The organism is Methyloversatilis sp. RAC08 (genome assembly GCF_001713355.1).
Taxonomy (GTDB): domain Bacteria; phylum Pseudomonadota; class Gammaproteobacteria; order Burkholderiales; family Rhodocyclaceae; genus Methyloversatilis.
The window spans coordinates 2,097,823-2,122,064 of record NZ_CP016448.1 but is presented as its reverse complement, the minus strand read 5'-3'; the positions used below and the strand labels follow the sequence as shown (position 1 = coordinate 2,122,064).

The 24,242-nt window shown below is 62.6% G+C and carries 23 protein-coding genes; all 23 read right to left on the bottom strand.

The annotated features are described in order from the left end of the window. Positions 1-37: 37 nt before the first annotated feature. Complete coding sequence (locus tag BSY238_RS09965; protein ID WP_069039004.1) at positions 38-1,516, bottom strand: aminotransferase class I/II-fold pyridoxal phosphate-dependent enzyme; 1,479 nt, start codon at positions 1,514-1,516, stop codon at positions 38-40. Next, a complete protein-coding gene (locus BSY238_RS09960; protein ID WP_190295005.1) occupies positions 1,509-2,081 on the bottom strand; it encodes a NeuD/PglB/VioB family sugar acetyltransferase in 573 nt (190 codons plus the stop codon). The genes BSY238_RS09965 and BSY238_RS09960 overlap by 8 nt, the downstream gene beginning before the upstream one ends. Positions 2,082-2,118: 37 nt before the next feature. Next, a complete protein-coding gene (gene neuC, locus BSY238_RS09955) occupies positions 2,119-3,201 on the bottom strand; it encodes a UDP-N-acetylglucosamine 2-epimerase (RefSeq protein ID WP_069040599.1) in 1,083 nt (360 codons plus the stop codon). A 44-nt stretch (positions 3,202-3,245) separates the two neighbouring features. Then, entirely contained in the window at positions 3,246-4,310 is a 1,065-nt protein-coding gene (gene neuB / locus BSY238_RS09950) for an N-acetylneuraminate synthase (RefSeq protein ID WP_069039002.1), read from the bottom strand. Beyond that, positions 4,304-5,128: an SDR family oxidoreductase gene (locus tag BSY238_RS09945; RefSeq protein ID WP_069039001.1), complete on the bottom strand. Its 825-nt coding sequence runs from the start codon at positions 5,126-5,128 to the stop codon at positions 4,304-4,306. The genes neuB and BSY238_RS09945 overlap by 7 nt, the downstream gene beginning before the upstream one ends. Positions 5,129-5,150: 22 nt before the next feature. Beyond that, a complete protein-coding gene (locus BSY238_RS09940; protein WP_069039000.1) occupies positions 5,151-6,074 on the bottom strand; it encodes a Gfo/Idh/MocA family protein in 924 nt (307 codons plus the stop codon). Continuing rightward, positions 6,071-6,781, bottom strand: a complete 711-nt coding sequence (locus BSY238_RS09935) for an acylneuraminate cytidylyltransferase family protein (protein WP_069038999.1) — start codon at positions 6,779-6,781, stop codon at positions 6,071-6,073. Before BSY238_RS09935 ends, BSY238_RS09940 begins: the two co-directional genes overlap by 4 nt. Before the next feature lie 129 nt (positions 6,782-6,910). After that, positions 6,911-7,999, bottom strand: coding sequence for a hypothetical protein (locus BSY238_RS09930; protein WP_069038998.1), 1,089 nt, complete (start codon positions 7,997-7,999; stop codon positions 6,911-6,913). Between the two features lie 19 nt (positions 8,000-8,018). Next, positions 8,019-8,978, bottom strand: coding sequence for a class I SAM-dependent methyltransferase (locus BSY238_RS09925; RefSeq protein WP_190295004.1), 960 nt, complete (start codon positions 8,976-8,978; stop codon positions 8,019-8,021). A 73-nt stretch (positions 8,979-9,051) separates the two neighbouring features. Next, positions 9,052-11,502 carry an O-antigen ligase family protein gene (locus BSY238_RS09920; protein WP_190295003.1) on the bottom strand — a complete coding sequence of 817 codons (2,451 nt, stop codon included), beginning with the start codon at positions 11,500-11,502 and terminating at the stop codon, positions 9,052-9,054. An 80-nt stretch (positions 11,503-11,582) separates the two neighbouring features. Continuing rightward, the gene (locus tag BSY238_RS09915) at positions 11,583-12,926 is read right to left on the bottom strand and encodes a hypothetical protein (protein ID WP_069038995.1); all 1,344 of its coding nucleotides are present in this window, start codon (positions 12,924-12,926) and stop codon (positions 11,583-11,585) included. A 4-nt stretch (positions 12,927-12,930) separates the two neighbouring features. Next, positions 12,931-14,181, bottom strand: coding sequence for a hypothetical protein (locus tag BSY238_RS09910; RefSeq protein WP_150123920.1), 1,251 nt, complete (start codon positions 14,179-14,181; stop codon positions 12,931-12,933). 43 nt (positions 14,182-14,224) lie between these two features. Beyond that, positions 14,225-15,379: an acyltransferase family protein gene (locus BSY238_RS09905; protein ID WP_069038993.1), complete on the bottom strand. Its 1,155-nt coding sequence runs from the start codon at positions 15,377-15,379 to the stop codon at positions 14,225-14,227. Positions 15,380-15,398: 19 nt separating this feature from the next. Beyond that, on the bottom strand, positions 15,399-16,619 hold the full coding sequence (locus tag BSY238_RS09900; protein ID WP_069038992.1) for a capsular polysaccharide export protein, LipB/KpsS family: 1,221 nt from the start codon (positions 16,617-16,619) through the stop codon (positions 15,399-15,401). A gap of 3 nt (positions 16,620-16,622) precedes the next feature. Beyond that, positions 16,623-17,975 (bottom strand): hypothetical protein, encoded by a 1,353-nt coding sequence (locus BSY238_RS09895; protein WP_069038991.1) that lies wholly within the window; start codon positions 17,973-17,975, stop codon positions 16,623-16,625. Positions 17,976-17,994: 19 nt separating this feature from the next. Continuing rightward, positions 17,995-19,035: a sulfotransferase family protein gene (locus BSY238_RS09890; RefSeq protein WP_069038990.1), complete on the bottom strand. Its 1,041-nt coding sequence runs from the start codon at positions 19,033-19,035 to the stop codon at positions 17,995-17,997. Next, entirely contained in the window at positions 19,032-19,814 is a 783-nt protein-coding gene (locus tag BSY238_RS09885; RefSeq protein ID WP_069038989.1) for a class I SAM-dependent methyltransferase, read from the bottom strand. Before BSY238_RS09885 ends, BSY238_RS09890 begins: the two co-directional genes overlap by 4 nt. 60 nt (positions 19,815-19,874) lie before the next feature. Continuing rightward, the gene (locus tag BSY238_RS09880; RefSeq protein WP_236952595.1) at positions 19,875-21,026 is read right to left on the bottom strand and encodes an N-acetyl sugar amidotransferase; all 1,152 of its coding nucleotides are present in this window, start codon (positions 21,024-21,026) and stop codon (positions 19,875-19,877) included. 70 nt (positions 21,027-21,096) lie between these two features. Continuing rightward, positions 21,097-21,702 (bottom strand): imidazole glycerol phosphate synthase subunit HisH, encoded by a 606-nt coding sequence (hisH, locus tag BSY238_RS09875; RefSeq protein ID WP_069038987.1) that lies wholly within the window; start codon positions 21,700-21,702, stop codon positions 21,097-21,099. Positions 21,703-21,709: 7 nt separating this feature from the next. Next, complete coding sequence (hisF, locus tag BSY238_RS09870) at positions 21,710-22,444, bottom strand: imidazole glycerol phosphate synthase subunit HisF (protein WP_069038986.1); 735 nt, start codon at positions 22,442-22,444, stop codon at positions 21,710-21,712. Then, positions 22,441-22,776 carry an acyltransferase family protein gene (locus BSY238_RS09865; RefSeq protein WP_069038985.1) on the bottom strand — a complete coding sequence of 112 codons (336 nt, stop codon included), beginning with the start codon at positions 22,774-22,776 and terminating at the stop codon, positions 22,441-22,443. Before BSY238_RS09865 ends, hisF begins: the two co-directional genes overlap by 4 nt. A 47-nt stretch (positions 22,777-22,823) precedes the next feature. Beyond that, positions 22,824-23,612, bottom strand: a complete 789-nt coding sequence (locus BSY238_RS09860) for an acyltransferase family protein (protein WP_150123919.1) — start codon at positions 23,610-23,612, stop codon at positions 22,824-22,826. A 55-nt stretch (positions 23,613-23,667) separates the two neighbouring features. Then, positions 23,668-24,222, bottom strand: coding sequence for a sugar transferase (locus BSY238_RS09855; RefSeq protein ID WP_069038983.1), 555 nt, complete (start codon positions 24,220-24,222; stop codon positions 23,668-23,670). Between the last annotated feature and the right edge of the window lie 20 nt (positions 24,223-24,242).

Sequence of the window (24,242 nt, the reverse complement as noted above, 5' to 3'; positions counted from 1 at the left end):
TGATCGGCTGATTGCGGGCGTGGTAATCATCGGATGGTCAACGATGGACGAGCGCATCGCGAATGACGCTGGACACTCGATCGATCTGCGAATCTTCCAGACTGGAGCCCGACGGCAGGCACACCCCCGTTTGAAATGCCTGATCGCTGAAGCTGCAGCCCTCTTCGTGCGGGAAATAGGCGCAGCCTGCGAAAAGTGGTTGCCGGTGCATCGGATTCCAGACGTGTCGTGCCTCGATGTTCTGTCGTGCCAGTGCGGCGATGAAATCGGCCGGAGTCACATCCGTGGCGTCCGGATCGAGCACGCACACGCTGAGCCAGCGGGTCGAGCGGCCGAAGTCCGCCTCGGGCATCCATCCCAGCCCCTTGATGTCCGCCAGCGCTTCACGATAGCGGTCAAGCACGCGGCGGCGGGCTGCAACCCGTTCTTCCAGCACCTGCAGCTGTCCGCGTCCTACGCCGGCAAGAATGTTGCTCATGCGGTAGTTGTACGCAACACGCTTGTGAAGATACCAGGGAGCGGGTTCTCTGCCCTGGGTGGACAGAAACCGGGCCCGTTCGACCAGTTCGCCATCATCGGACACGAGCATGCCGCCACCCGATGTCGTGATGATCTTGTTGCCGTTGAAGGAATAGATGCCGATCTTTCCGAGCGTGCCGCTGGCCTTTCCGCGATACGTCGCCCCGAGTGACTCCGCCGCGTCCTCGACCACCGGAACACCATGGCGCCCGCACACTTCGAGAATCGGGTCCATGTCGGCACTCTGGCCATAGAGATTGACGACGATGACGGCGGCTGGAAGACGTCCGCGTCGATCTGCGTCAGCCAGCGCCCGCTGCAGCGCAGGCACCGACATGTTCCATGTACCGGGCTCCGAATCGATGAAGATCGGCGTGGCACGCTGGTACAGGATCGGGTTGGCGGTGGCGACGAAAGTCAGCGTCGAGCAGAACACCTCGTCGCCCGGTCCCACGCCCAGCAGATCAAGCGCCAGATGGATGGCCGCGGTACCCGAGGACAATGCCGCAGCGTGACCGATACCCACATGAGCGGCCAGCTCGGTTTCGAAGGCATCGACGTTCGGGCCGAGCGGGGCGATCCAGTTCGTGCGGAACGCATCGTCCACAAAACCCCGCTCGCCGCTGCCGAGGTGCGGCGTGGACAGCAGGATGGGACTGCACAGATCGCGCCGGAGCAGCAGCCCCGAAGGACGCCCTGCCTCATCGATCTGTGGGATATGGTCCACCCGGTGGCGGTTCATCAATTCAAGTGCGGCCTCCGGACTGGCATCGTCGCTGATGGTTTTCGGCTCGCAGGCGGGCAGATCCGACAGACGATCGTCAAGGTTCGCACCGCTGAGCAGCAGCCGACGCAAGTCACCATCGGTCACTGTCCGCTTGAGCCGGCCGTCGCCATCGACGAGCAGCAGCAGACCGCGTGCCGTCCGCTCCAGCTGGGCCAGGGCCGTACGTATGTCAGCCTGCTCGTCTATCAGAAGTTTCTTTACGCTATCCATGTCTGTTTCGCGCCGGAATGCCGACTTTCAATTGTCCCTCAGCAACGTCTTGCGTGACCACTGCACCGGCGCCGATGATCGCGTCATCCCCGATGTGCAGGCCGGGCAGGATGATGGCACCGCTGCCTACCAGTACGCGCCGCCCTACGGTGACGCCACCGCCCAGCACCGATCCCGGCGCAATATGGCTCCACGCCCCTACCTCGCAGTCGTGATCCACGACCGCGCCGTGATTCACGATCACACCGTCTCCGACGCGCGCGCGCGGCGCGACGACGGCCCGTGCGGCGATGAACGCGCCGTCGCCCAGCGTCGCATGCGGCGATACCGTGGCCATGGGATGCACGACCCGCAGCAATCGACCGCCCCGCTCGCACATCAGCCTGGCCAGACGACACCGGACTTCATTGGAACCGATGGCGACATGCACCGACCCTTCGAATGCCCCGGGTGGCAATGCGGGGCTGACGACCGTCCGGCCCAGAAGAGGCAAGGATGTCGGGGCGTCGTCGCGCACACACACGTCGATTTCCGGGCTGGCCTGCAGGAGCGCATCGAGGACCACGCAGCCATGGCCGCCCGCGCCGATCAGCAGACAGATGTCAGTAGGCATTCTGTTTATTCATCAAGTCAGCATCAAGCGGCAACGTGGCGAGCCATTCGACGATACGCCGACTCGTCTGCCCGTCGCCATAGACGTTTTCGCAGACCTGCCGGCCACGCTTCAGCGCGGCGTCGAGGGCTTCGTCGAGCGCCGGACGGCCTGGCTCGCTGTCGATGACGTTGCTGCTGCGTTCGCGGCCGTGCTGACGGGTGCCTACATTGACGACCGGCAACCCGAAACTCGCCGCCTCGATGATGCCGCTGCTCGAATTGCCGACAAGCACGTCAGCGCACGCCAGACACGTCAGATACTCATCGCGCGGCAGATGCGCCAGCACTGCGCAGTCCGGCGCCGACGAACGCGCCTCGATCTCGGCCCGCACCGCTGCACCGCCTGCATCACTGTTCGGCAGCAGGCAGATCGTCTGGCAACCCCGGTCATGCAGTGCATCGAGCAGCATGCGTGCCTGGTGGCGCGCGGTATCGGCTTCCTGCAGCACGGGGTGAAACACCATCAGCGCCAGCGGCCGTGCCGGATCGAATCCGAAGCGAAGGCTCAGCGCAGAGCGATCGGTAGCGACCGCATCGGTCAGCCCGTCCAGGCCCGGTGCGCCCGAAACAAAAACGTGCTCAGGTCGCTCGCCCATGCGTATCAGCCGCTGTCGCGCCCCTTCGGTGCTGGTGAAATGATAGTGCGAAATCTTCGAAATCGCGTGTCGGACCGGCTCATCCACGGTACCCGACAACTCGCCTCCGTGGATGTGTGCCGTCGGAATATTCAGGTGAAGGGCGGCCAGCGCGGCGGCCAGCATTTCCCCCCGATCACCCAGCACCAGCACGAGGTCCGGGCGATAGTCCTCGAACAGGCGCGTCATTCCATCCAGCTGGACGGCCAGCGCCCGAGCCATCGTCGCGCCCGAAGTGCCGTCGAGAACAACCGGTATGCGACCGATGATCTTCAGCCCGAAGCCCTCAATCTCGTGAACCGTTTCACCGTAGGCCGGCAGCAGATGCATGCCGGTGACGCACAGTCCGAGGTCGAGCCGGGAATCGCGGTGGATCGCGCTCAGCGTACGTTGCATCAGCCCGAAATCCGCGCGCGTACCCGTGACGTAGACAATGCGTCTCACGGCGCAAGATCTTCCCGGTGCAGGGTATCGCCCGCCTGCATCGAACGGATGACAGTGCGTCCGATAACGCTGTCCAGCTCTGCCGGCGGGATGCCGTTGCCGGGCCGCATCAGCGTGAGGTCTTCAGCACGCAGCTGTTGTCCGGTTCGTACGTCACCCGCGAGCGTCACGCTGCGTCGAGCCGCCACCCTGACCTCGAGTTCCGGCCCGGTCGGCGCCTTGAAGCCGTCACCGAGTATCAGTTCGGTATCGCGGATGGCGCTGACCATCCGGGCCAGTTCGGCCGGTTCGAGCGACGCGGCATGGTCAGGGCCCGGCATGGTGCGGTCGAGGGTAAAGTGCTTTTCGAACACGCTGGCACCGAGTGCGCGCGCCAGCGGCGCGACGAAGATGCCCGCCGTGTGATCGGAGTAGCCGACCGGCAAGCCGAAGCGGTCCTGCAGCGTGCGCATCGCAAGCAGATTCACGTCGCTCAGTGGCGTCGGATAGTTCGACGTGCAATGCAGCAGCGTCAGGACTTCGGCCAACGGAGCATCGTGGCCAGCCGCCAGCCGTGCGTCACGCACCCAGTCGACCGCCTGCGCAACCTCATCGAGGGTGGCCATGCCGGTCGATACGATGAGCGGCAAGCCTCTGGACGCAAGAAAACGGACGAAAGGCGCGTTCGTCAGTTCGCCGGAAGGCAGCTTGAGCCGGCGTATGCCCAGTGACACCAGGAAATCGGTCGATGCCTCGTCAAACCCGGTCGACAGAAATTCGATGCCCTGCTCCGCACAGTGACGGGCGATGCGCGCGTGTGCGTCCTCGTCCAGCTCGAGCGCCTTGAGCATGGAATACTGGTCGCCTTCCCCGGTCTGGGTTTCCTGGTACGCAGCCTTCTTCGCGGCCCGTGTCACCAGGCGATCCGCCTTGAAGGTCTGGAACTTGACGATGTCGGCGCCGGCCGCCACCGCGGCGTCCACCAGTCTCAGCGCGTTGTCTTCCGAACCGTTGTGATTGACACCGGCCTCGGCGATGATCAGGCAGCGCTGCGGCACCGTCGATGCCCGGCTGCTCACCATATCGACAATCCCCCGTCGACCAGCAGATTCTGGCCGGTCATGTAGGCCGATGCCGGTGAGGCAAGAAACAGCGCCGCGTCGGCGATCTCCTGCGCCTCGGCCATGCGACCCATCGGCACCCGCGCCCGATACCTGTCATGGAAAACACCATTCTGCCCGCTCGATACGCCACCCGGCGAAATGGCATTCACGCGGATGCCATCGGCCGCCCACAGTGCGGCCAGATAGCGCGTCAGCGAGATGACGGCGCCCTTTGATGCCGCATAGACCGGTGGCGTGTTGATCTGCTGACCGAGATAGAACGAGCCCTCGTAGATGCGCATGTCGGGCGCCATGGCACCGTAGATGGACGCCGTCTGCACAATGGCACCTCCCCCAACTTCGCGCATGCGCGCCGCGCATTCCCGCGCCATGACGAACAGGCCGTCCACATTGACCGCCATGACTTCGTGCCAGGTGTCCAGCGAGTACGTGTCGACCGGGTCGAAGAAGCGTGCGAGGTCGCCGGTCTTGCTTGCCGCGTTGTTGAACAGCACGTCGATGCGCGAACTCCAGGCAACGATGTCGCCGACCGTGCGGGTGATGGCGCCGGCATCCGCCAGGTCGCAGGCAAAGGCACGAATGCAGGCGCTATCGTCCTGTTCTCTGCCGATCTCTTCGGCCAGCCTTTCGAGGCCGGCTGCGTCGATGTCCACGAGCGCGACCCTGGCACCGAATCCGACGAGACGTCGGGCGATCACGCTGCCGATGATGCCGGCGGCACCGGTCACGATGGCGACCTTGTCCTCGAGCCGCAAGTAGGATGTTCGAGTGTTCATTCAGCGGGTCCGGTAGGTTCGTTCAGGCAATGTGTGGGTCTGCATCGATCCGGCAACCGTCTGCCAGGGACTGATGAATTGCATCCACCCAGCGCACGGTCGACAGTGCGGTCGCAGCATCGCAGGACCGCGGGTCGTCGCCCGACATCGCGGCCAGATGCTGCTGCCGCATCATCGCGTCCCGCTCGACCGCGAACTGTTGCTCATCGCCATTGAGCGCCAGTGTGCCTTTGACAAGATCGGCCCTGAGGGTGCCGAACGGGCCATTGACCAGAATCCATCGCGACGCGGATCGATCGAGGTAATTCATGTGCACGGTCACCAGTTCGCAGCGCTCGCAGCGTGCAAGCACCGTCACGGCGTCTTCACTGTCAATGTCCAGCGTGCTCAGCTTGCCGCCTGCGGCGATGGTGCTGCGCCAGCGCCCCGCTAGCAGCTGAGCGTAATCGAGTTCGTGGCTCAGGTCCCGGACCACACCGCCGTCCTCGCGCCTTGCCGAATAGCTCTGCCGGTAATCACGGTCGGGACGCCAGTCCGGAAGATACTGACCGACATAGGCCGTGAAGGTCCATAGCGCCTGTCCATCGAGTTGTTCCATCAAGCGGGTGATCAACGGGTGGAATCGCAGGGTGTAGCCGACGAATACCGGCCCGGACGGCAGCACCGGCGCTTCGCCGGCTCCGGCGAGCATGGGCTTTTCAACCAGCGTGGGCCCGGAAAAGCCATGTTTGGCCAGCGCAGCGAGCGTCGGGCCATGCAGGCGGGTGTCGTTGGCGATCACCACATAACCCGGTGCAAACACATCGAGTGCGCTCCGGAGATCGCGAAAAGCGGGCAGGGACGTGTCCGTTGCGGACGTGACCACTGCAAGCTCGCATCCGATCTCGCCCAGCACCCGGGCATGACGCCGGCCAATCGATCCGAAGCCGATCACCAGACACTTCATGACGCAGCGGCCCGACGTTCCAGCAACAGACTGACGATCTCGAAATCGAGTTCGCTGTCGATGTCGATGGAACGCTCCTCAGGCATGACATACAGCTGGGTATCCGGGTGGAACAGTCCGTCACGCTCGAACAGGGCATTGCGTGCCCATGCGTATATCGATGCATTCATGTCGAAGCAGGCCGGCGCATCCTGTCGGCGCAGGATGGGCACTTCCGGCCGCTTGGCGAGATCGATCCGTCCATCCGGCATGCGTTCGAGCAGATTGAAATAGGGCGAGCGTCGCGCCGGCGCAGCCGTCACCACGTTTCCGGCGCCGCTCGTGCGGAGCAGCGCTGCACATGCGCGGATGTCCGACGGCAGGCGAAGCGGCGATGTGCAATCGAGATCGATGACCACGTCCGCACGGAAACCGAGCTGCACTTCGGCCTCCGACACGCAATGCCGGATCACCGGCAGCTTGCCGGCGACATCGGTGGCCAGCTCTGCCGGCCGGTGGATCAGCACCGTTGCACCGGCTCTTGCCGCCAGGTCAAGATAGGTTTCACTGTCGCTGCTGAAGGCGATGGCATCGAACAAGCCGCTCTCGATGGCCTGTTCGACCGTGTGGGCAAGCAGCGGCTTGCCCGCCACGAGGCGCGCATTCTTGTTGGGCACACCCTTGGAACCGCCGCGGGCGCAGATCGTGCAGAGCATTCGTTCAGCCATCGTGTTCGTACGGGAATCGGTCCGGTGAGCCAGTGCGCTGCGCGGCTTGAAGCGGCACCGACAGCCCGCTTTCCTCTGCCGTGGAGGGCGATCGGTCGCAGCGCGGTCGGCAGCAGGTTCCGGGCGGTTTCAGAAGGGTCTCAACTCTGTCAGACGGCCTGAAAGCCAGCTTACCACGCGCAGCTTTTCGCCCTGAAACCGCAGCCCGACCGGATCCAGCAGTTCGCCCGGGCCTCGCCCGAAATGCAATGCGCGACCGATGAAACGGAAGTCGCGGTCGAACTTGAAGACGCTGCCCTGCTGCTTGTCGATCATGTAAATCTGGCCACCGGCCAGCGTGACGTCATTGCACACCTGAACCGGATCTGTCGCGTGGCGCGCGATCGCGCCCGATGCGATGTCGCAGCACGTCAGATGCCCGAAGTCGGCATTGTCCAGACAATAAATGACGCCATCGATCAGGCGCGCAAAGTGCACCTGGCTGCAGGGTGTCCGCCACAGGACTGCGCGGGGACAGTCGCGCCAGATCACGCCGGAGTGGTCGAGGAAACACAGTCCGCCGTCGTGCTCGAAAACAAGCGGAACCGGCTGATCGTGCGCAATCTCGGACCACTTCAGGCCATCGACAAGATGCGCGCCCGGCGTGTAGATCGACCCGACCGACAGGCGTCCGTCGGGCAGCGGATCGAGCTGGGTCGGCAAGCCGCGGCGCCAGCCGACCGCACCCGATGCATCCTCGCGATGAACATTGACTTCGTCGGACGTCAGCCACCAGCGCGCACCCTGATGCATGACGCAGTCCCAGGGCTTGCTCCCCTTCAGCGTGATCTCGATCAGGTCGGACGGCGTGAAGGCTTCCGGACGCCCGCGATCGAGCAGGCTCTGGATGCAGTAGTTGAGACGCTGTGCCTGCATCCTCAGCGGACGCGAGCCCCCTGCGGCCAGCTGCGAACACATGAGGCGCGAAAGTCGCGTTGCAAGCTCGCGCCAGTGCGGGTACTTCGAGAGGTCGTCCGTATCGTTCAACAGGCGGGCAGTCAGCAGGTCGAGCAAAGCCGGATCGTCAGGCAGATCGGCGGCAAGTAGCGCGTCGGCCAGTTCGCCACCCGGGCGATTGTCCGGCATGCCGGATATCCTCACCGGATCGCCCGGCAGCAGGTCGTACCAGGTGAGCGGATCCGTCTGGCTGCCGACGAAATCGCTGTAGATCATTTCCATGCCGCGGCGCCTGCCAGTATCAGCTTCGCAGCAACGGCGTCTTGCCGCCACGCCATTCACCGTCTGCCACGGCGACGACACGCATGTGACTCGACAGCAGGTTCTGCTGGAGAAATGTCTGGAAAGCCGCGCTCGCCTGCTCGTCACTCAGGATCAGATTCAGGCACGGATCGTCGCCGAACAGGTCCGGATGCTCTGCCCGGTATCCCTGCAGCCGTGCGACGTCGAGCTTGCCCGGCGTGCACAGCTCGACGACGCGGAATCCATTGCGTTCGAGCAGCGTGGATATCGACGCTGGATTGTAGAGCCGCACATGATCGAACAGGATGTTCGATGAGTCGGTGCCGAGCCTGCGTGTCTCGACACTGCGTTCATTCGGCGTCGACAGGATGAACGGGGCTCCGGGCTTCAACACCTGGCGCACCACACGCAGGAACTGATCGGGTTCGATCAGGTGCTCGATCAGCTCCCAGGCGAAGACCGCATCGAAACTGCGGTTGGCCGCCTCGAGCGCCTCGAAACCTTCGGTCATGATCTCGATCCCGGGCTGCTCCAGATTCAATGCCTGGGGTTCAAGCAGCACGATGCGCTCCACGACGCCCGTCGCCGCAAGTTCTTCGGCGAATTCGCCGTTGCCCGCTCCGAATTCCAGGGTTGTTTGTGGTCTGACACCCATGCGCGCCCAGACATCGCGTGCATAGGCCACCCGCTCCTGATACATCGGACGGCGTGTTCGCTTCATGTCCGCCGGCAGGTGCTCGCGCCAGAACTCCATGGCACGGCTGCTGCGGACGAAATCGAGATGCAGGCTTTCCGTCGGACCAGGCGAGACGAACAGCGTTTCGCAGTGTCCGCAGCGACGATAGGAGAGCGACTGATGCACGAAGGCATGCGGCACATCGTCGCCATGACAGGCCGGGCAAGCCGTGTCGACAAAGGCGTCCTCGTGGGCACGCAGATCATCGATGTCGAGCTGCATCAGACGATCGAATTCTTCCGCTACACCTGCTGCGTGAATGTCACGCACTGCAATCTTTTCGTTCATTGTGTCTTCAATCGGTAAAGCCGCGGTCGGGTGAAAAATACAGCTCCATTTCCGCAAGCCCTGCGTATGCGCCGGGTGCATCCCCGGCCGGGGCGAAGCGGATGCGGTAAAACGGAAAAGCGGGTGCAGCGGGGATCAAGTAAGTCGAAGGCAGCGAAGCATCGTGGCTCACACGCTCACCATTTCGGCTGTCGATCTGCGTCCAGGCACGACCGTCCGCGGAACCTTCGATAGCCCAGGCGTAGCGTTCTGCCGCCCGCATGCTGCGGTTATGCAGCGCGGTCATCCGGTATGCCCGCAGCGGTTGCTGCGCCATTTCCGGCACATGAAAGCGGATTTCGGCATTGTGCGCGGCATTCCACGACACCGAGGATCCGTGGTTGAAGTCGGCAACATGGTCGGCCTGCCCGCCGATGGTCGGCCCGAGGCGGATAGTGGCGAAAGGTGCATGGTTGGGCAATACGGGCACCTGAATCGACGCGCCATCAACGGACCGGTGAAGGCCGCCAGCCGGGAGTTCACGCCGAGCTCCGGCGAACAGGAAGCTTGCCGTCGGCTGCGCGGAGGGCATCAGCCACCAGTGCGCCGGCATCGAAATGGCGAGGGCCTGGTTGCGGTGCGGATGGCGCGGCTTTCCAAGCAGACTTGCCAGCGCCGGGTAGGCTGGAAGGCGACCGGGGTTCCAGACAATCCACGCCTGCCGGGCTTCGAGCGCCTGCGCGCCGTCGGCAAGCAGCGAAACCTGAGCGGTGTCGCCACCGCGCAGTCGCAGCAGAAACGCCAGCACGGGGCGCATCGCGGGCTCATTCACATAGACGTGCTGGCGTTCGAGAACGATTTCGGCGCCGTGTCGGCCCACCAGCTCCAGAGCCGGGAAGATGTAGGCCGGACTTGTCAGGATGGTCCAGCCGGCTGCCCCCAGCGCAATCAGCACATAGCCGGGAATCCACGCCCCGACCTGCTGCAGCGCAGGGCTGGCCGCCTCGGGACGTGACCGGCCGGCTGCGGCCAGCGCGAGTGCGGCGACGGCGAACCCGATTCCGATGACTTCGTTGCGCTCCTGCGGCAGGAACAGCGATATGACGGCAAACATCGTCAGCATTGCAAGCAACGCCGCGGCGCTCCCGGTGCGCACCGGCGACGAATTTCTGCCGAAGATGGCCTGCAGGGCTCCGACTGCGCCCGAAGCGAAAACGACAAGTGCCGCAAGCAGGGCTGGAATGCCCGCCATCAGCGCCATGTCCAGGTAGAGGGTGTGCGTGGAGTAGGTGCTGGTCAGGCCGCCGAATGAATTGCCTTCGAGGGGCAGATCAAGCGTGCCGATACCATGACCGATCAGCCAGGCGTCGGGCAGGATTTCAAGGCCGCTTTCAGCCAGCGCCGACCGCGGCGCGTTCGCCCTTGCCACTTCGGCCACCGCCGCCCTTCGCGTAGGCGTACCCCCAGGCGATTCCGCGGCCGTCGGATCAGAGGAGGGTCCGAAGTCCGTCCAGCCATCCCGTTCCGAAGTCGCTGCTGATACCTGCGCAGGCGCACCCGTCAGCGAGGGCTTGAGATAGAGCAGATGCGGTGCGACGAGTGCGACAGCGAGCAACGACATCGCGGTCGTCCGCCACTGGCGTCGCCACAACGAAGCCATCAGCAGAACGGTCAGGCCGCTCATGAGCGCCAGACTGACGGCCCGCGTGTTGTTCAGGATGGCCAGTCCGACCAGGGCCGCAGCGCCCAGCGATGCAGCAAAGCGTCGTCGCTCGTCGGTCAGACCAAAAAGGGCAAGGGCTGTCAGCGCGACGATGCCGGCGGCAGGCGCGTGGTAGTAGTCGGTCCCGCGTACCCGATGAAAGCCTTCCGATACGCCCGGAACCGATGCGATGACGTAGGAAAAGTCGGCTCCCATCCACTGCAGGGCGATGACTGCGCCGACGATCAACCCACCGATGCCCAGCGCCTTCAGCGTGTGCTGCACCTGTGACTCGTCGCGGACGAGCAGCAAGGTCAGCGCAGCCCAATAGACCCATGTTGCCCACCCCGACAGACCGGTGGCCATCTGTGAGAGGTCAGCTCCGGACGCCGGGCCAGCGCCCCGCACGGCAACCGTCAGCACGCCCCACCACCAGAAGGCCCCGAGTGCGGACAGGAAGGCCAGATGCGGCAATCCGGCGCGGCGATCACGGCGCAGCAGGACGCCGATCAGGCCCGTGACGCAAAGCGCGTCATACAGCAGGAGACTGAAGTCAGGCAACAGGCCGAGCGGCTGTCCGAATACATCCGTCAGGGCGTGTATCACATGGCTGACCGGCGCAGCCGCCAGACCGGCTACCCACGCCGCACCCGCAGTCAGCGCGCAAACGGCCAGAACGGCTGCGATCGCCCGGCGCGTGCCCGGGCTGTCCGCCAGAACGCTGACCAGTGCAATGCCCGCGAGCAGACGAATGGCGCCCTGCCAGACTGGCAACATCGGCAGCGCTATCGCGCCGCACAGCAGAAACAACAACGCCGGAAACAGCCAACCGGGAACGCTTCGCACCATTGCAGCCGTCATGAATGCTGCGGTTCGCCAGCCACGATCCTTGCGACGCCGTAGCCGCCGCATCGTCCGGCACCGCCCACACCCACACACTCGACGTCGGACAACGGCAGCGTCTGCTCGTCCAGCACGTAAGTCCAGTGGCGACCCGGTTCAACGACATCGAAGTTGTCGTGGTGGTAGTGACCGGATCTGGTTTTCATCGCCAGAAACGGCTGAGGGCCGAACAGACTGCCGTGCGCGAGCCGCACATGGACTCGATTGCCGTCGAGTTCGATCGAAAAATCGGGCGGCGCAGCGGGCGTTTCGTTCGCCAGCGCCGTGGTGTGTCGGCGGGCTGCCTCTTCCGCACCGGAAAAGCGCAACCGCACGGACGGGAATTCCCGGCCGACCTTTTCCAGCAGCATCCTGACATGTCTGACATCCGGGCGGATGTCGCGATAGTCGTGATCGGCGAAGGCAAGAATCGCACTGCCCCGCGTCAGCGCGTCGCGGAACGCATCATGCACGTCGGCTTCGGTCAGTTGCCGCAGACGGGTGCCCACGTTCAGACAGCGGAAGATCCAACGGCGACACTGGCCAGGCACCTGGTAGTCGTCGTGGTGCGGGTGATAGCCGATCCAGTCGAGGGGTGCGCGCCGCCAGTCGCCGAAGCGCCCCAGATGCGTGTCCTTCTGTTCGCTCTCCGACAGCACGCAGGACTGATTGGCGTAGTCGAACGGTATCCACTGTTCGAGAAAGGCGTGCGAATCAGGCCTTTCGGAGTGAAAGCCCGGGCGGTTGGTGGTCGGAAACCAACCGTCCTCGATGATGCGCCGTGCCAGCACCGACAGCAGGATGTCCATGCTGTTCGAATAGGATGTCGCGGCAGCGAGCGGCTCCCGGGTCAGCGACAGCGGATGGAAGTGCCAGTTTACTTCGTCGTCGCGACTTCCTGTTTCCGCCAGCACGCTGCGGTAAAAGTGAAACACCTTCCCGTAGCCAAGATCCTTCCGGCGGGGATTCGCCGTGTAACCCAGGTGATCGAGGCAATGCCAGCTGTAGACCCAGCCGCGCCCGGTGTCGTCCGTCATTTCGCGCCTGAACTGCGGACTGAGCGCCTCGTCCAGCATGCTGCGTATGTCGGCCCAGTTGCGATTGTAGGACAACAGGTTGGGGGTGATTACCGCAGCAATTTCATGTTCCAGACCATCGAGGGGGATATCCCGGCGCTGCAGCGCAGTCAGCGTCTCGGCAGAAACGGGCAAGCGGACGCCGAAAAGGCCCTCGATGCGTTTGAAGGTCGCATCGATGTCTTCATCAAGAGGTCCTTCCGTGTCGATGCAGTGAACGACGTGCAGGATCGGTGTGTTCAATTGATCAGTTTGCATGTGTGCGGGCGCGCCTCATGTCTTCGAGACTGTAGTTGCGCGCGAAAACGGTCTTTTCAATCAGGTCGCAGATCCGGTGCGACGCGCCGCCGGGGCTGGGCAGCCGTGACCTGAACTGCTGCAGCCGTGCTGATTCGGTGGTGTCGTGCAACAGATCGGACAAACCGCCGGCAGCCTGTTCAAGCGTGTCAACGACGAGGGCTCCATCATCGCTGCCGTAGGTTACGGCATTGCTGAACTCGGATATGCGGATGACGAGTAACGGCTTGTTGCAGAGAAGAAGCTCCCACCCGACCGTAGATGTCAGCGTGACGCCCGCATCGCAGGCATGCATGACATGTGAAAGCGGCTCATGCGCGTGACTCTGCAGGCAGTCCGAAGGTATCTTCTCTGCACGATGATCGGTACTGCTGGGATGCAGGCGTACGACGAGTCGCCACCCCTTGCGGCGGCACAGATCCGCCAGATGCAGGCGTACCCTGCGCGGGAGTTCCGGATCACCGGGTTCCGGCTGTTCAGCCCAGAAGACGAGTTTTTCACTGTCCGCAACCCCGTGTTCATGGCGCCATCTGCGACCCGCAGCGGGCAGATCCGGATCGGCCAGCTGATCGAACATCGGACTGCCTGTAAGGTGAATATCGCAGGCCTGGCGACCGGCGGCCACAAGGCGCCTCCGGACGTCTTCACGAGACACGGCCAGCACATGACCGTTGTCGGGCCGACTGAGCCATGGTTCCTCGAGCAGTCCGAACAACTCGACCATGCACAGGCTGGGTACATCGAGTTGAAAGGCTGCGCGCAAGGCCGCCTTTTCCATGCGTGGCGATGTGGTCGCGACAACGACGTCAGGTTCGAACTGCGCAATGACCCTGCGCATGAAACGAACGGGTGCGAAAGCATTCAGACCCGATTTCTCGTAGCGTCGCCAGGCCTCCGCCTCGCCGATATCCGCGGCAAGGTCGCAGAACGACACGCCCAGATAGGCAATCGACTCATCGCGGGAAAGCCCTTTGCCTTCGGTATGGTGGCGTTGGGCCAGGCGCTCTCCCCATTCGAGAATGTCTGCGTCGGCGATGTCGACGAAGTCGATCGGGCGATAGAAGGGCAGATTGCAGCGCCGCGCCGTTTCCGCCGCGGTCGTGAGTGCCAGGAGGTCGCAGGTGTGCCCGCGCCTCACCAGAGCCTGATACAACGGGATGATTGCCGACACATGAGCGCCCCCGTAACAGGTCAGAAACACTCTCATTCTCCATGCCCCTCAGACGCGTGCATACATGTGCTCATCATGGCATGCCCCGCGCCGGTGCTGCCCCGTGACGCCCGAAAAGACGTTCGCCGAATCTGCGGTAGTTCCGTTCGAAAACGTACCAGAATACGATCGCAGCAGCATTGCAGGCAACGAGATAGATGAATAGATCCAGCACGTCGCTGCCGGATTTCAGGCCAAAGGCGTGAAGCATGAAAATCACGCTGTAATGAATCAGGTACAGCGAATAAGAGTAATCGGCTATGAAACGAGCGGTGCGATTGCGCTCGCCATGCATCCTTGTGCCCTTCAAAAGGAACAGCACGACGCACAGCGCCATGATCAGTCCGTACAGATTGAAGTCGTAGAAAAGCAAGCGCTCGAAGGGCTCTCGAGTTTCCAGAAGACCGGTCCACAGCAGGCGAGCAGCGATCAACAGCAGCAGCAGGAATGGCGCGGCACGAAAGAGCCCGCGGGCGGGTCCGGTGCCGTTCATGATGTCGGCAATACGGATGTCGATCCTCTTCTGCGCCTTCCAGTATACCCATGCCAGTCCGCACATGGCGAACCAGACCAGGCTCAGTCCGGCGCCGGAACCGGCGATGGCATTGAACAGGGGCACACTCGAGAATGCGATGAAAAGCAGTTGCCAGCGGCGTGATGAAACGATCTGCCTGGCGCGGAAAACGAGCAGGCCGAAGCTGACGTAGAGCCACCACTCGACGGCTACCGTCCATAGCGGCCGGGCGCTCGAGAAGGTCGATAGCTTGAGGCTCGATGCTCCGAGAATCTCGTCGAGAAACAAGCCGGCCGGGTGTTGCTGCAACATCAGCAGGGACGCGGCAAAATCCTTGAACGTGTAATGCTCGATGTAAGTGCGGGTGTCGGTCCACGCGAACACCGCACTGTCGATGAGCAGGATCAGAACGAGCGCCGGCAGGTAGGGCACGAAAATCCTGCAGAAACGATCAACCAGATAGCGCCGGAGACCGTAGTCGTCGCGGCTGCACCTGTTCAAGGTCGTATAGCCGATCAGAAAACCGGACAGCACGAAGAAAACGACGACGCCGAGGTCACCGATGCCCAGCGTGCGCTCAGGCCGCAGCACGATGGAATATATGTGCCCGATCAGCACGATCTGCGCGGCAGCAGCGCGCAGGCTGTCGAGCAGCGAAGCCTGGGCCGGGGTCATGATCCGTGTCCCCGCGAGGTCAATTCACACCGTCCACACCACCGAGTTCGCACACCAGACGGCATACGCGGTCGGTCGCGCGCTCCTGCAGCGGGTAGGCAAGCCGAACGAGATCAGGCGAGGTCATCCGGCGCAGCGCAGATCCCGCTTCGGCAAGAACCGGGACATCGACAGCCAGTCCATAAGCGGCGTAAGGCGGATAGTCCCCGGCGCCGACGGTGACGACAGGCTTGCCTAGCAGCGCGGCCTGTAGCCCTACCGTGGACGTTTCGAGAATGACCTGATCGCACGCATGCAGGCAGGTCTCGATCGTGATGCCGGGTGGGCAGACCGAACCGCGTCGAAGCGGGGTTTCCGGCGCCACCACCGGTTTGCTGGGATGCTGGCGGATCAGATACCGGGTATCCGGCCACGTTTCGCAATACGCCTCGAGGAAGGCGATCATCGACGCCGTTTCGATGAACGGCTTTCCGATCAGCGACACGGGTGCGGACGGACACGCCCACAACAGCAGCTTCTGCTGATCGTCCATGTCCAGCCGTCGGCGCAGCGCGGCGGCCGCCCCTGCATGCGAGCCGTCGAAGAGGCTGTCGAACGCAGGGCTGCCGGTGACATGAATGTGTTCAGCCGGAAAACCCCTGCGCGCCATGTCGTCACCCACTGCCGCAGCCATGACCGTCAGGTGGTTCGCATAGCCCGGCGCACAGATGTAGGAAGACTCATGCTGAAGAAACAGGTCGGACACGGCCAGCGATTCAATGCCTTCGAGCCGGGCCGCACGCAGCAGCGCCAGTTCTGAACGCGGACTTGTGGTGGCAACCACCAGATCGGGCGTCGACCGCCGAAGGTGGCGGCGCATTGCATGCACCGGCATGAAGGCCTTGCGGCCGTCGCGGGCAAAGATTTCGCGCGCCTTGTCCGCTCCATGGTCGATGTGCAGATCGCGCAGTCCGAGTGCGTAGTAGGCAACCGACTCCTGCTCCGACACCTCGGGATGGAGCGGTCTTTCAATACAGGTCTGCGCCAGGGACAGCCATGCCGCGTCGTCGGCATCGAGCAGCGAACTGTAACCGGCCGCCTGGATACCGGCGTTCCGGAATGTTGCCAGCGCAGTGGTGAAGCCGATCACCGTGACGGAAACATCCGGTTGGCCCGACAGTTGGCGTACCACGGGCAGCAAGCTCTGTACGTGCCCTCCGCCGTAGCAGGCGATCAGTACCTTGAGCGGGTGCCGCCGCACGGGTCAGCGATCCTCGTTCTCGTAACGCAGTACGACCGTATTACCCATCATGTCGTTGGCTGCGACACTGATCGTATCGACGTCGGACCACGGCAGCGTGTCACCGTGAAATGCGTAGAACCAGACACGGCCGGACACGTCGAAGTCGAAATTGTCGTGGATGTACCGGCGTGACCGGGTCTTGATCGCAAGAAAGGGCTGAGGGCCGAAGACCGTACCCTGTTCCGTTCGGACTTCGATGTATGGCACATCGCGGCCGGGTTGCTCCGGCTGGAAGCGAAGCGACATGGCCAGCGGCGCTTCAGCGGCCCGATCCGGCGGCAGTTGCGCGCGAAATGCATCGCGACAGCTGCTGTACAGGAAGGGAACCTCCGGATACCTCGATTTCGCTGCTTCCAGAAAGCGGAAGGCGTTTTCCACCTCAGGCACGAGATCACGCCAGTCGTGGCTGCATAGTCCGATGAGCACGTCTTCGCCGTTGCGCGCGCGCGCAAATCCCTGATCCATTTCTTCCTGCGTCATCCGTGCGATCCGGCTGTTGAGGTTCAGTGCGCGTCCGATCAGTCGGCGACAGCGCCCCGGCACCTGATAGTCGTCGTGGTCGGGGTGATAGACCGTCCAGTCATGCGGTGCCTTGCGCCAGTTGCCGGAGCGTCCATTCCTGAAATCGATCGAAGCGTCGATGTCGGAGGTATCCGCCGTCGCCATGTTGGAAATGTCATACGGGATGAACTGTTCCAGGAACCAGTGGCTGTCGGGCCGTTCCGCCTGAAAACCCGCTCGGTAGGACGACGGGAAAAAGCCGCGGTCGATGATGCGGCGACACAGAATCTGGTAAAGATCTTCGGTACGCAGGTAGTGCGTCGCGCAGCGGTGAGCATCGCGATAGGTCGACATGGGATGGAAATGGAACTCGACCGAATCACGCGCCCAAGCCTGCCTTTTCACGAGTGCGGCGTAGTGATCGTGCACGTTGTGGTGGCCGATGTCGCGTTTGCGCGGATTCTCGAGATAGCCGACGTGATCCATGCAGAACCACGTGTAGGCCCAACCGCGCCCCTGACTGTCCGGATATCGATGGCGGAACTCGCGCGAACAGGCAACTTCCAGCATCTGGTCGATTTCCGTCCAGGTACCCAGCGTGTTGGCACGGTGGCTGCGAAGCATGTCGCGCACTGCGTCGGTGCGATCGCCGAGATCGATCTCGCCCTCCTGCAGTCTGCGCAGATTGCCGGGCGTAGGTTCGATGCCCACGACGCCGAAGAGGTCGTCGAGCCGCTCGAACTTGGCTTCCAGCGACTCGTAAAGCGGCCCTTCGGTGTCGATCGCGTGGACGATATGTACTGTGCCGGTCATCGCGCTCCCCTTCTTCGGTTCATCCGGCGAAGCGTTCCGGGAAAACAAGACGCATCTCGTATTCGTAGGGATCCGTACGATAACCCTGCGAGCCTCGTCCTGTGGTCAGCCAGGTGCGGAACCGTTCGTCCAGAAAAGGCTCGCTGACGAAATCGAACATCCGGTCCCATTCCGCCTTGTCCGGGATGAAGCCTGAAGTCTGGTAGCCGAGACGGGAAAAATGGGGCTGCGAGACGAGTTCGATGAAAATGGTTTCCGCCCGGCTCAGGTGTTCGGGCCAGCGTGGGCGCGCATCCGGCAAAGTCTTGTAGGTGGTGCCGAACGACGTGTTCGACGCCCAGTCCTCGCCATCGGCCTGCAGCTTGCCGGCATCGATCATCGAGGGCGAATACGTCAGGTCGAGAAACTCGCACATCAGACGCGCGTGGTGCTCGGGCGCCTGCGCGATGTCTTCGGCGCGGATAGCCAGAACGCGGTCCGGAAACTGTCGTGTCAGTTGCTCCAGGCACTCCGCCGAGCCTCGGAAGTTGAATGCAGCGTCGAGAAAGGTATTGCCCTGCTCGAAGGTCATCAACTTGTAGGACACCGCGACATCGCGCGGATCGCGGAAGATGTGAATGGCCTTGCCGCGCGGGAACATCTGCAGAAAGATCGGGATGTCTTCCCACTGCGCCGCCAGTTTTTCGGCCCATCGAACGCGCGTCCCCGCTCCCTGGCCGAGCATGTCCTGCATGATGAGGTCGTACATCAGCGCATAGCTCGGCGACGCCGAAAGGTCAGCCTGACGCAGGATGCCTTGTTCATCGAGGGACAGCTCCCAGCGCTTGCGAATGCGAGCATGCGTGTCGGCGATCAATGCCGAACGGTTTTCCCGAATGGCCATGTCGCCATATCGGTTCAGGCAGAAGCGAAGGAACTTGACTGTCGACGAGGACGCCCGGATCTCCGGATGCGCACCGAGCATGGCGGTGAGGAAGGTGGTCCCGGAACGGTACACGCCCGAAATCATGATGGGTTCAGTGTCATCCACCGTGCCGGCGTCGATCGCACCGCTCATCATGCGTGCTCACCTGCGAGGAAGGTTTTCGAATGTTCGCTGGCAAACGGCGGAAAGTCGCCCACCACCGGCCCCCGCGTGAGGACGATCATGTACTCGTAGAAATGATCCGGAGGCGGCGTCACGTAAGCCGCCTTGGCGAAGTCACCGCGGCGCGGAAAGCACAGCAAGGCATCCACCTTGTGCCCCTGCGCCTGCAGCAGTTCGACCATGCGGTGCGTATCCGTGAAGAAATTCGGGTGCTGCTTGCGCCGCGCACCGATCTCCGCGTCGAGCGCAGCCTGATCATCGCTGTGATACAGGTCATGCTTGCCGGTGAAGAACAGGCGCGCACCGGCCTTGGTCACGCGCAGGAATTCGCGCAAGGCCTGATCCTGGAAAGTGGCATCGAAGGTCGCGATGCAGGCCAGATTGTCGAAGCTACCGTCCTCGAAAGGCAGGCTTTCGGCAGGGGACTCCTGAATGCTCTCGATATCGGGATGTCCCGCCCACCGCTCCCTGGCAGCCCCGACCATCGCTGCCGAAATGTCGACGGCACTGAGTGTCAGGCCGTGTGCCAGATACAACGGAAACATGCGGCCCCACGCGCAGCCGACCTCAAGCACACGCCCGCGATTGAATCCATAGGTCGAGAACAACGCCCGATAGACGTCGTCGTCCTCGGTATTGGCATCCCCCTTGATGACCTGACTGCTGCCGACGCCGGCTTCGTCAACACGGGACTTCCAGTACTTGTAGTACGCCTCGTTCCAGTAGCTCTTGCGCGGATCATCGGTGACCATCGTGCGTGTCCATGTATTGTGAATTGCTGGGAAGCTCGTGCTTGCCCGCCGAACCGCCGATCACCCTTTTTCCCAGATCGGCTGGCGCAGGCGCCATTGTTCGCCGTCCTTCACCCACAGGTGCGGCGTGCGAGCGTCCTCGATCACCGCATGAAACTGATCGGCGGTGATGTCCATGTACTCGAGGCAGTCGGCTAGGTACTGATGGGGATATTCACCGTCGTAGCGCTTGATCAGGGCAATGCCCTCGTCGCGCGTGATGTCGCCGTTGCGGATTTCCTGCGCTGAATCGTATGTCGCACGGCCGATGCCGAACTTGACGTGAGCGGTGTAGTAATGGAGCCAGTCGATTTCATCGTCCAGCGAGCTGTACTTGCTGTAGCTGCCTTCGGTCCGATGGACGTTCGGCACGAAGCCGGAATGCTCGACGGCGAAGTAATACGTTTCCTGCGGGTGCCAGCGCAGGTAGAAACCCAGGTAATGGACTTCCGTGCCGGTTTCGAGAAGACGGTTCGGATCGACCGGGAGATAGGCTTCGAGATCGGCTTTGGTGAACTGGTACCGATCCATCAACTCGCGCGCACTCACGCCACCGAGGTACAGATCATCCAGCCGGCCCTCGGCGCTGTAATACTTCGGATCGCGCGTCGGCTTTTCGTTGTCGACGATAGGATTTCCGTACTCCGCCTCGTTCTCGCCGAAGATGACCAGTGGAATGTCGAGCAGCGCCGACATCTTGGGCGCCAGATTCTTCTGCCCGAGAATGAAGGGCTGGAACGGATGACACAGGTTGAGAAAAGCCTGTTGCGTGAGAATCCGGTGCACCTTGCGATTCTGGTGATAGGTGTAATTGGCGAACCCGATGTCGAGCCACTTGTTGAAATTGAGCTGTCCGATGCCGGTGTAGATGGCAGGGGGCCAGGTCACGAGGATGGGGTTCATGCCGTACTTGTACTTGAGCACGTGAGCAGCCATGACACTATCCTTGCCGCCACTGCCCGGGACAACGACGTCGTAGCGGCCATCACTGCGGCGGAAGCGGTTGCACAGTTCCACCAGCTGCTGTTCGCGCGCCGTCCAGTCGATCTGTTTCTTGAGTTCGGCGAAATTGCAGGCGTCGCATACGCCATGCTCGTCGAAAACAAGCGACTGCTTCAGTTGTCCCCTGACGTTCCTGAACTCGACCGTCGATGCCGGACGCTGATTGCTCATCGTGCATTTCCGGCAGAACTTCACTTCGAGAGGAAGTCCGTACTTTCCCTGTGTGGCAGTCATGATCTTTTCAGAGCTCAACGAAGTTCTTCAGCAGTCGAATACCGGCGTCCCGGCTTTTTTCGGGATGAAATTGAACGCCGAACAAATGGCTTTTCGCAACGGCAGAAACGAACTGGTGCTCGCCGTGGGTGGTCAGGCCTGCCACATCGGTGTAATTCACGAACTCGTACGAGTGCATGAAATAAAACTCGGCGTCGCTGGCCAGGCCGTGAAAAAGCGGTGAATCGCCGATCTTCCGGATCTGCTTGAATCCGATATGCGGGATGGCCGCCTTGCAGACCACCGGCCTCACTTCCCCGTCTATCAGGCCGAAACCGGACGTTTCGCCGAACTCGTAGCCGACTCTGGCCAGCATCTGCATGCCGAGGCAGATACCCAGTATCGGTGTCGATGCCGCCGCACTGATCAGCGGATCGAACATGCCGCGCTCGCGAACCTGCCGCATGGCCTCCGCAAAGCTGCCGACGCCCGGCAGCACGAGCTTGTCTGCACCTGAAAGGTTGCGCGCGTCGTCGATGATCCTGACCTGTGCGCCCGCCGCAACGAGCGCCTTGCGGATGCTCTCGATGTTTCCCGTCGAGCCGTAATCCACGACACCGATCGTTCTGGACATGTGACCTTTACTCCCCGTCTTTCAGTGCGTTCTTGATGTCCTGGATGCTGCACAGACCATAGTGAAGCACGCTCGCCACTGCAACGGCATCCGGGCGAGCCTTGCGCGCCATGGCAACGATGTCCGCCAGGCTTCCGGCGCCGCTGGCCGCCACGACCGGTACCGAAACACTGTTCTTGACCTGCGAAATCAGTTCGATGTCGAAGCCGGCGCGACGGCCGTCACAGTCGACCGATTGCACCAGAATCTCGCCTGCTCCGCGCTGTTCCGCCTCGCGCACCCATGCCAGCACGTCCTTGCCGCTGCGCTCGCGGCCGCAATCGGTGTAGCACTCCCACCAGCCATCCCAGCGCTTTGCCTCGACATTGATGACGATCGCCTGCGAACCGAATGTTCGCGCCGCACGGTCGATCAGATCGGGCTCCTGCTGGACGGCGTGGGTATTCAGGGTGACCTTGTCGGCGCCGCTGTGGAACATGCGCGAGATATCGTCCAGAGAACGTATCCCTCCTCCGACGGCAAACGGTACGAAGATATCGGCCGAGGCTCTGCGGATTTCATCGAACAGAACTTCCCGGCGGTACAGCGAAGCGACGATATCGACATAGAATATTTCGTCTGCACCCTGCTCGTAATACTGCCGCGCAAGTTCCGCCGGCGCGCCAATCTTGCGCAGGCCCTCGAAATGAACCGGCTTCACGACGTAAGGCGGTTTGACGTCAAGTTTTGCGATGACTCTCATGGGGTTCTTTCTTGTCGATCCGTCTTGAATTCCGGTGTGCGTCCGGTTGCCGCGCCCGGCACGCCGGTGTGATCGCGCGCTGCATGGTCGAAGACGAATCGCTCCTTGCCCCAGCGCAGCACGCGCGTTTCGACAAGACGATGAAAGGCGATCGACAGCGCGAACGAACACACCACAATCATCACGCAGAGCACTGCTGCGTTCGCGCCCGGGGAGAACGCCGGAAGGAAACCGCCGCTTCCACCGAGTGCGGCGAAACCGTGAAAGAGGACCGGGTGCAGAAGATAGATTCCGTAGCTGGCATCGCCCAGGCTGCCCGAAAACTTCCGCATGATACCGCCTACCGGTAGCCGGCTCCACGCAAGGACCACAAGTACTGTCAGCACGGCACGGCCCCCCCCTCCAGACCGGTCAGCATGCTTGCCTGCGGGCTCGTGTGATCGGCAAAGAGCAGGACCAGCAACGCGATGGCAGGTATCCATGCCCACGCACTCCAGCGACGCCCGGGCGCCGAACGCAGCACCATTCCGATGGCGCAACCACCGGAAAAGTAGGCGATGAATGCGGCGAACTGGGTATAGGCGAAAACCTGATCGCTGAACCGGACCATCCCGGACTGAAGCACGCTGTCGACGAATCCCTGCTGGATCAACAGCGTCAGCGCGAGCATCGCTGCAGCAAGCCAGGGTTTGCCGCGGGCCAGCGATGCACAGACGAGGAACGCCGGAAACAGCAGATAGAAAAGAAATTCGATGCCGAGCGACCAGCCACCAATGACCAGGGATGACGCCCCGGGATTGCCGATTCCGAACAGCATCGTGATGTTCGGCAGCAATTGCATCGCCTTGTGCAGCAGCGCGTCGTTGTCCCGGGCCACGACCCGATACGCCATCGCCAGCGCCAGCACCGCCATGTAAAGCGGCGCCAGCCGCAGATAGCGAATTGCCATGAAGGAGCGGAAGTCCGCCAGCGTGCGCAGTTTGTCCGCGTAGGCCAGCGTGATGCTCGCGCCGGACAGCACGAAGAACACATAGACCGCATACAGACCGATCGCGTCCAGGGTCACCACGTGTTGCCAGTTGAGCAGGTGGTAGCACGCGACTGCGATGGCACAGCAGCCTCGCAGCAGATCGAATGCGTGCATCCGCGGCGTCGCGACGATGTTCACGGTGCATCACTCCGCCAGGGCGACATCCGCGTACGGCGGGACCGTCGAGCACCCATCAGTAGCTGCCTTTGCCAAGCACCTGGCGCACGGTCATCACCAGTATCTTCAGATCGAGCCAGAGCGATTGCCGGCGTACATATTCGAGGTCAAGCGCGAGCCGCTGCGCGGCTCTGGCTTCGGACCGCAGCGTTGCCTGGGCCAGCCCGGTGATGCCGGGACGCACCGAGGTGCGCAATGCCCAGTCCTGTTCCGAATACAGCTCTCGCTGCGCAGGTACGTCGGGGCGAGGCCCGACGAAACTCATGTCGCCGAGCAGTACGTTGAACAACTGCGGCAACTCGTCCAGGCTGGTCTTCCGCAGCCATCTGCCCGAGCGCGTGATGCGCGGATCGCCCTGATGTGTCTGATAGCCACCGATCCGGTCGGCGTTGACCACCATGCTGCGGAATTTGAACATCCCGAACGAGCGTCCGTGAAGCCCGACCCTGATTTGCCTGTAGACAAAGGGGCCGGGCGAATCGGTACGCACGATCAGCGCAATCACGAGCAGCAGTGGCCAGATCAGCGCCAGCAGGAGCAGCGCGAAAACGATGTCTGTCAGACGTTTCATGTGTTGATGTACAGGGTCCG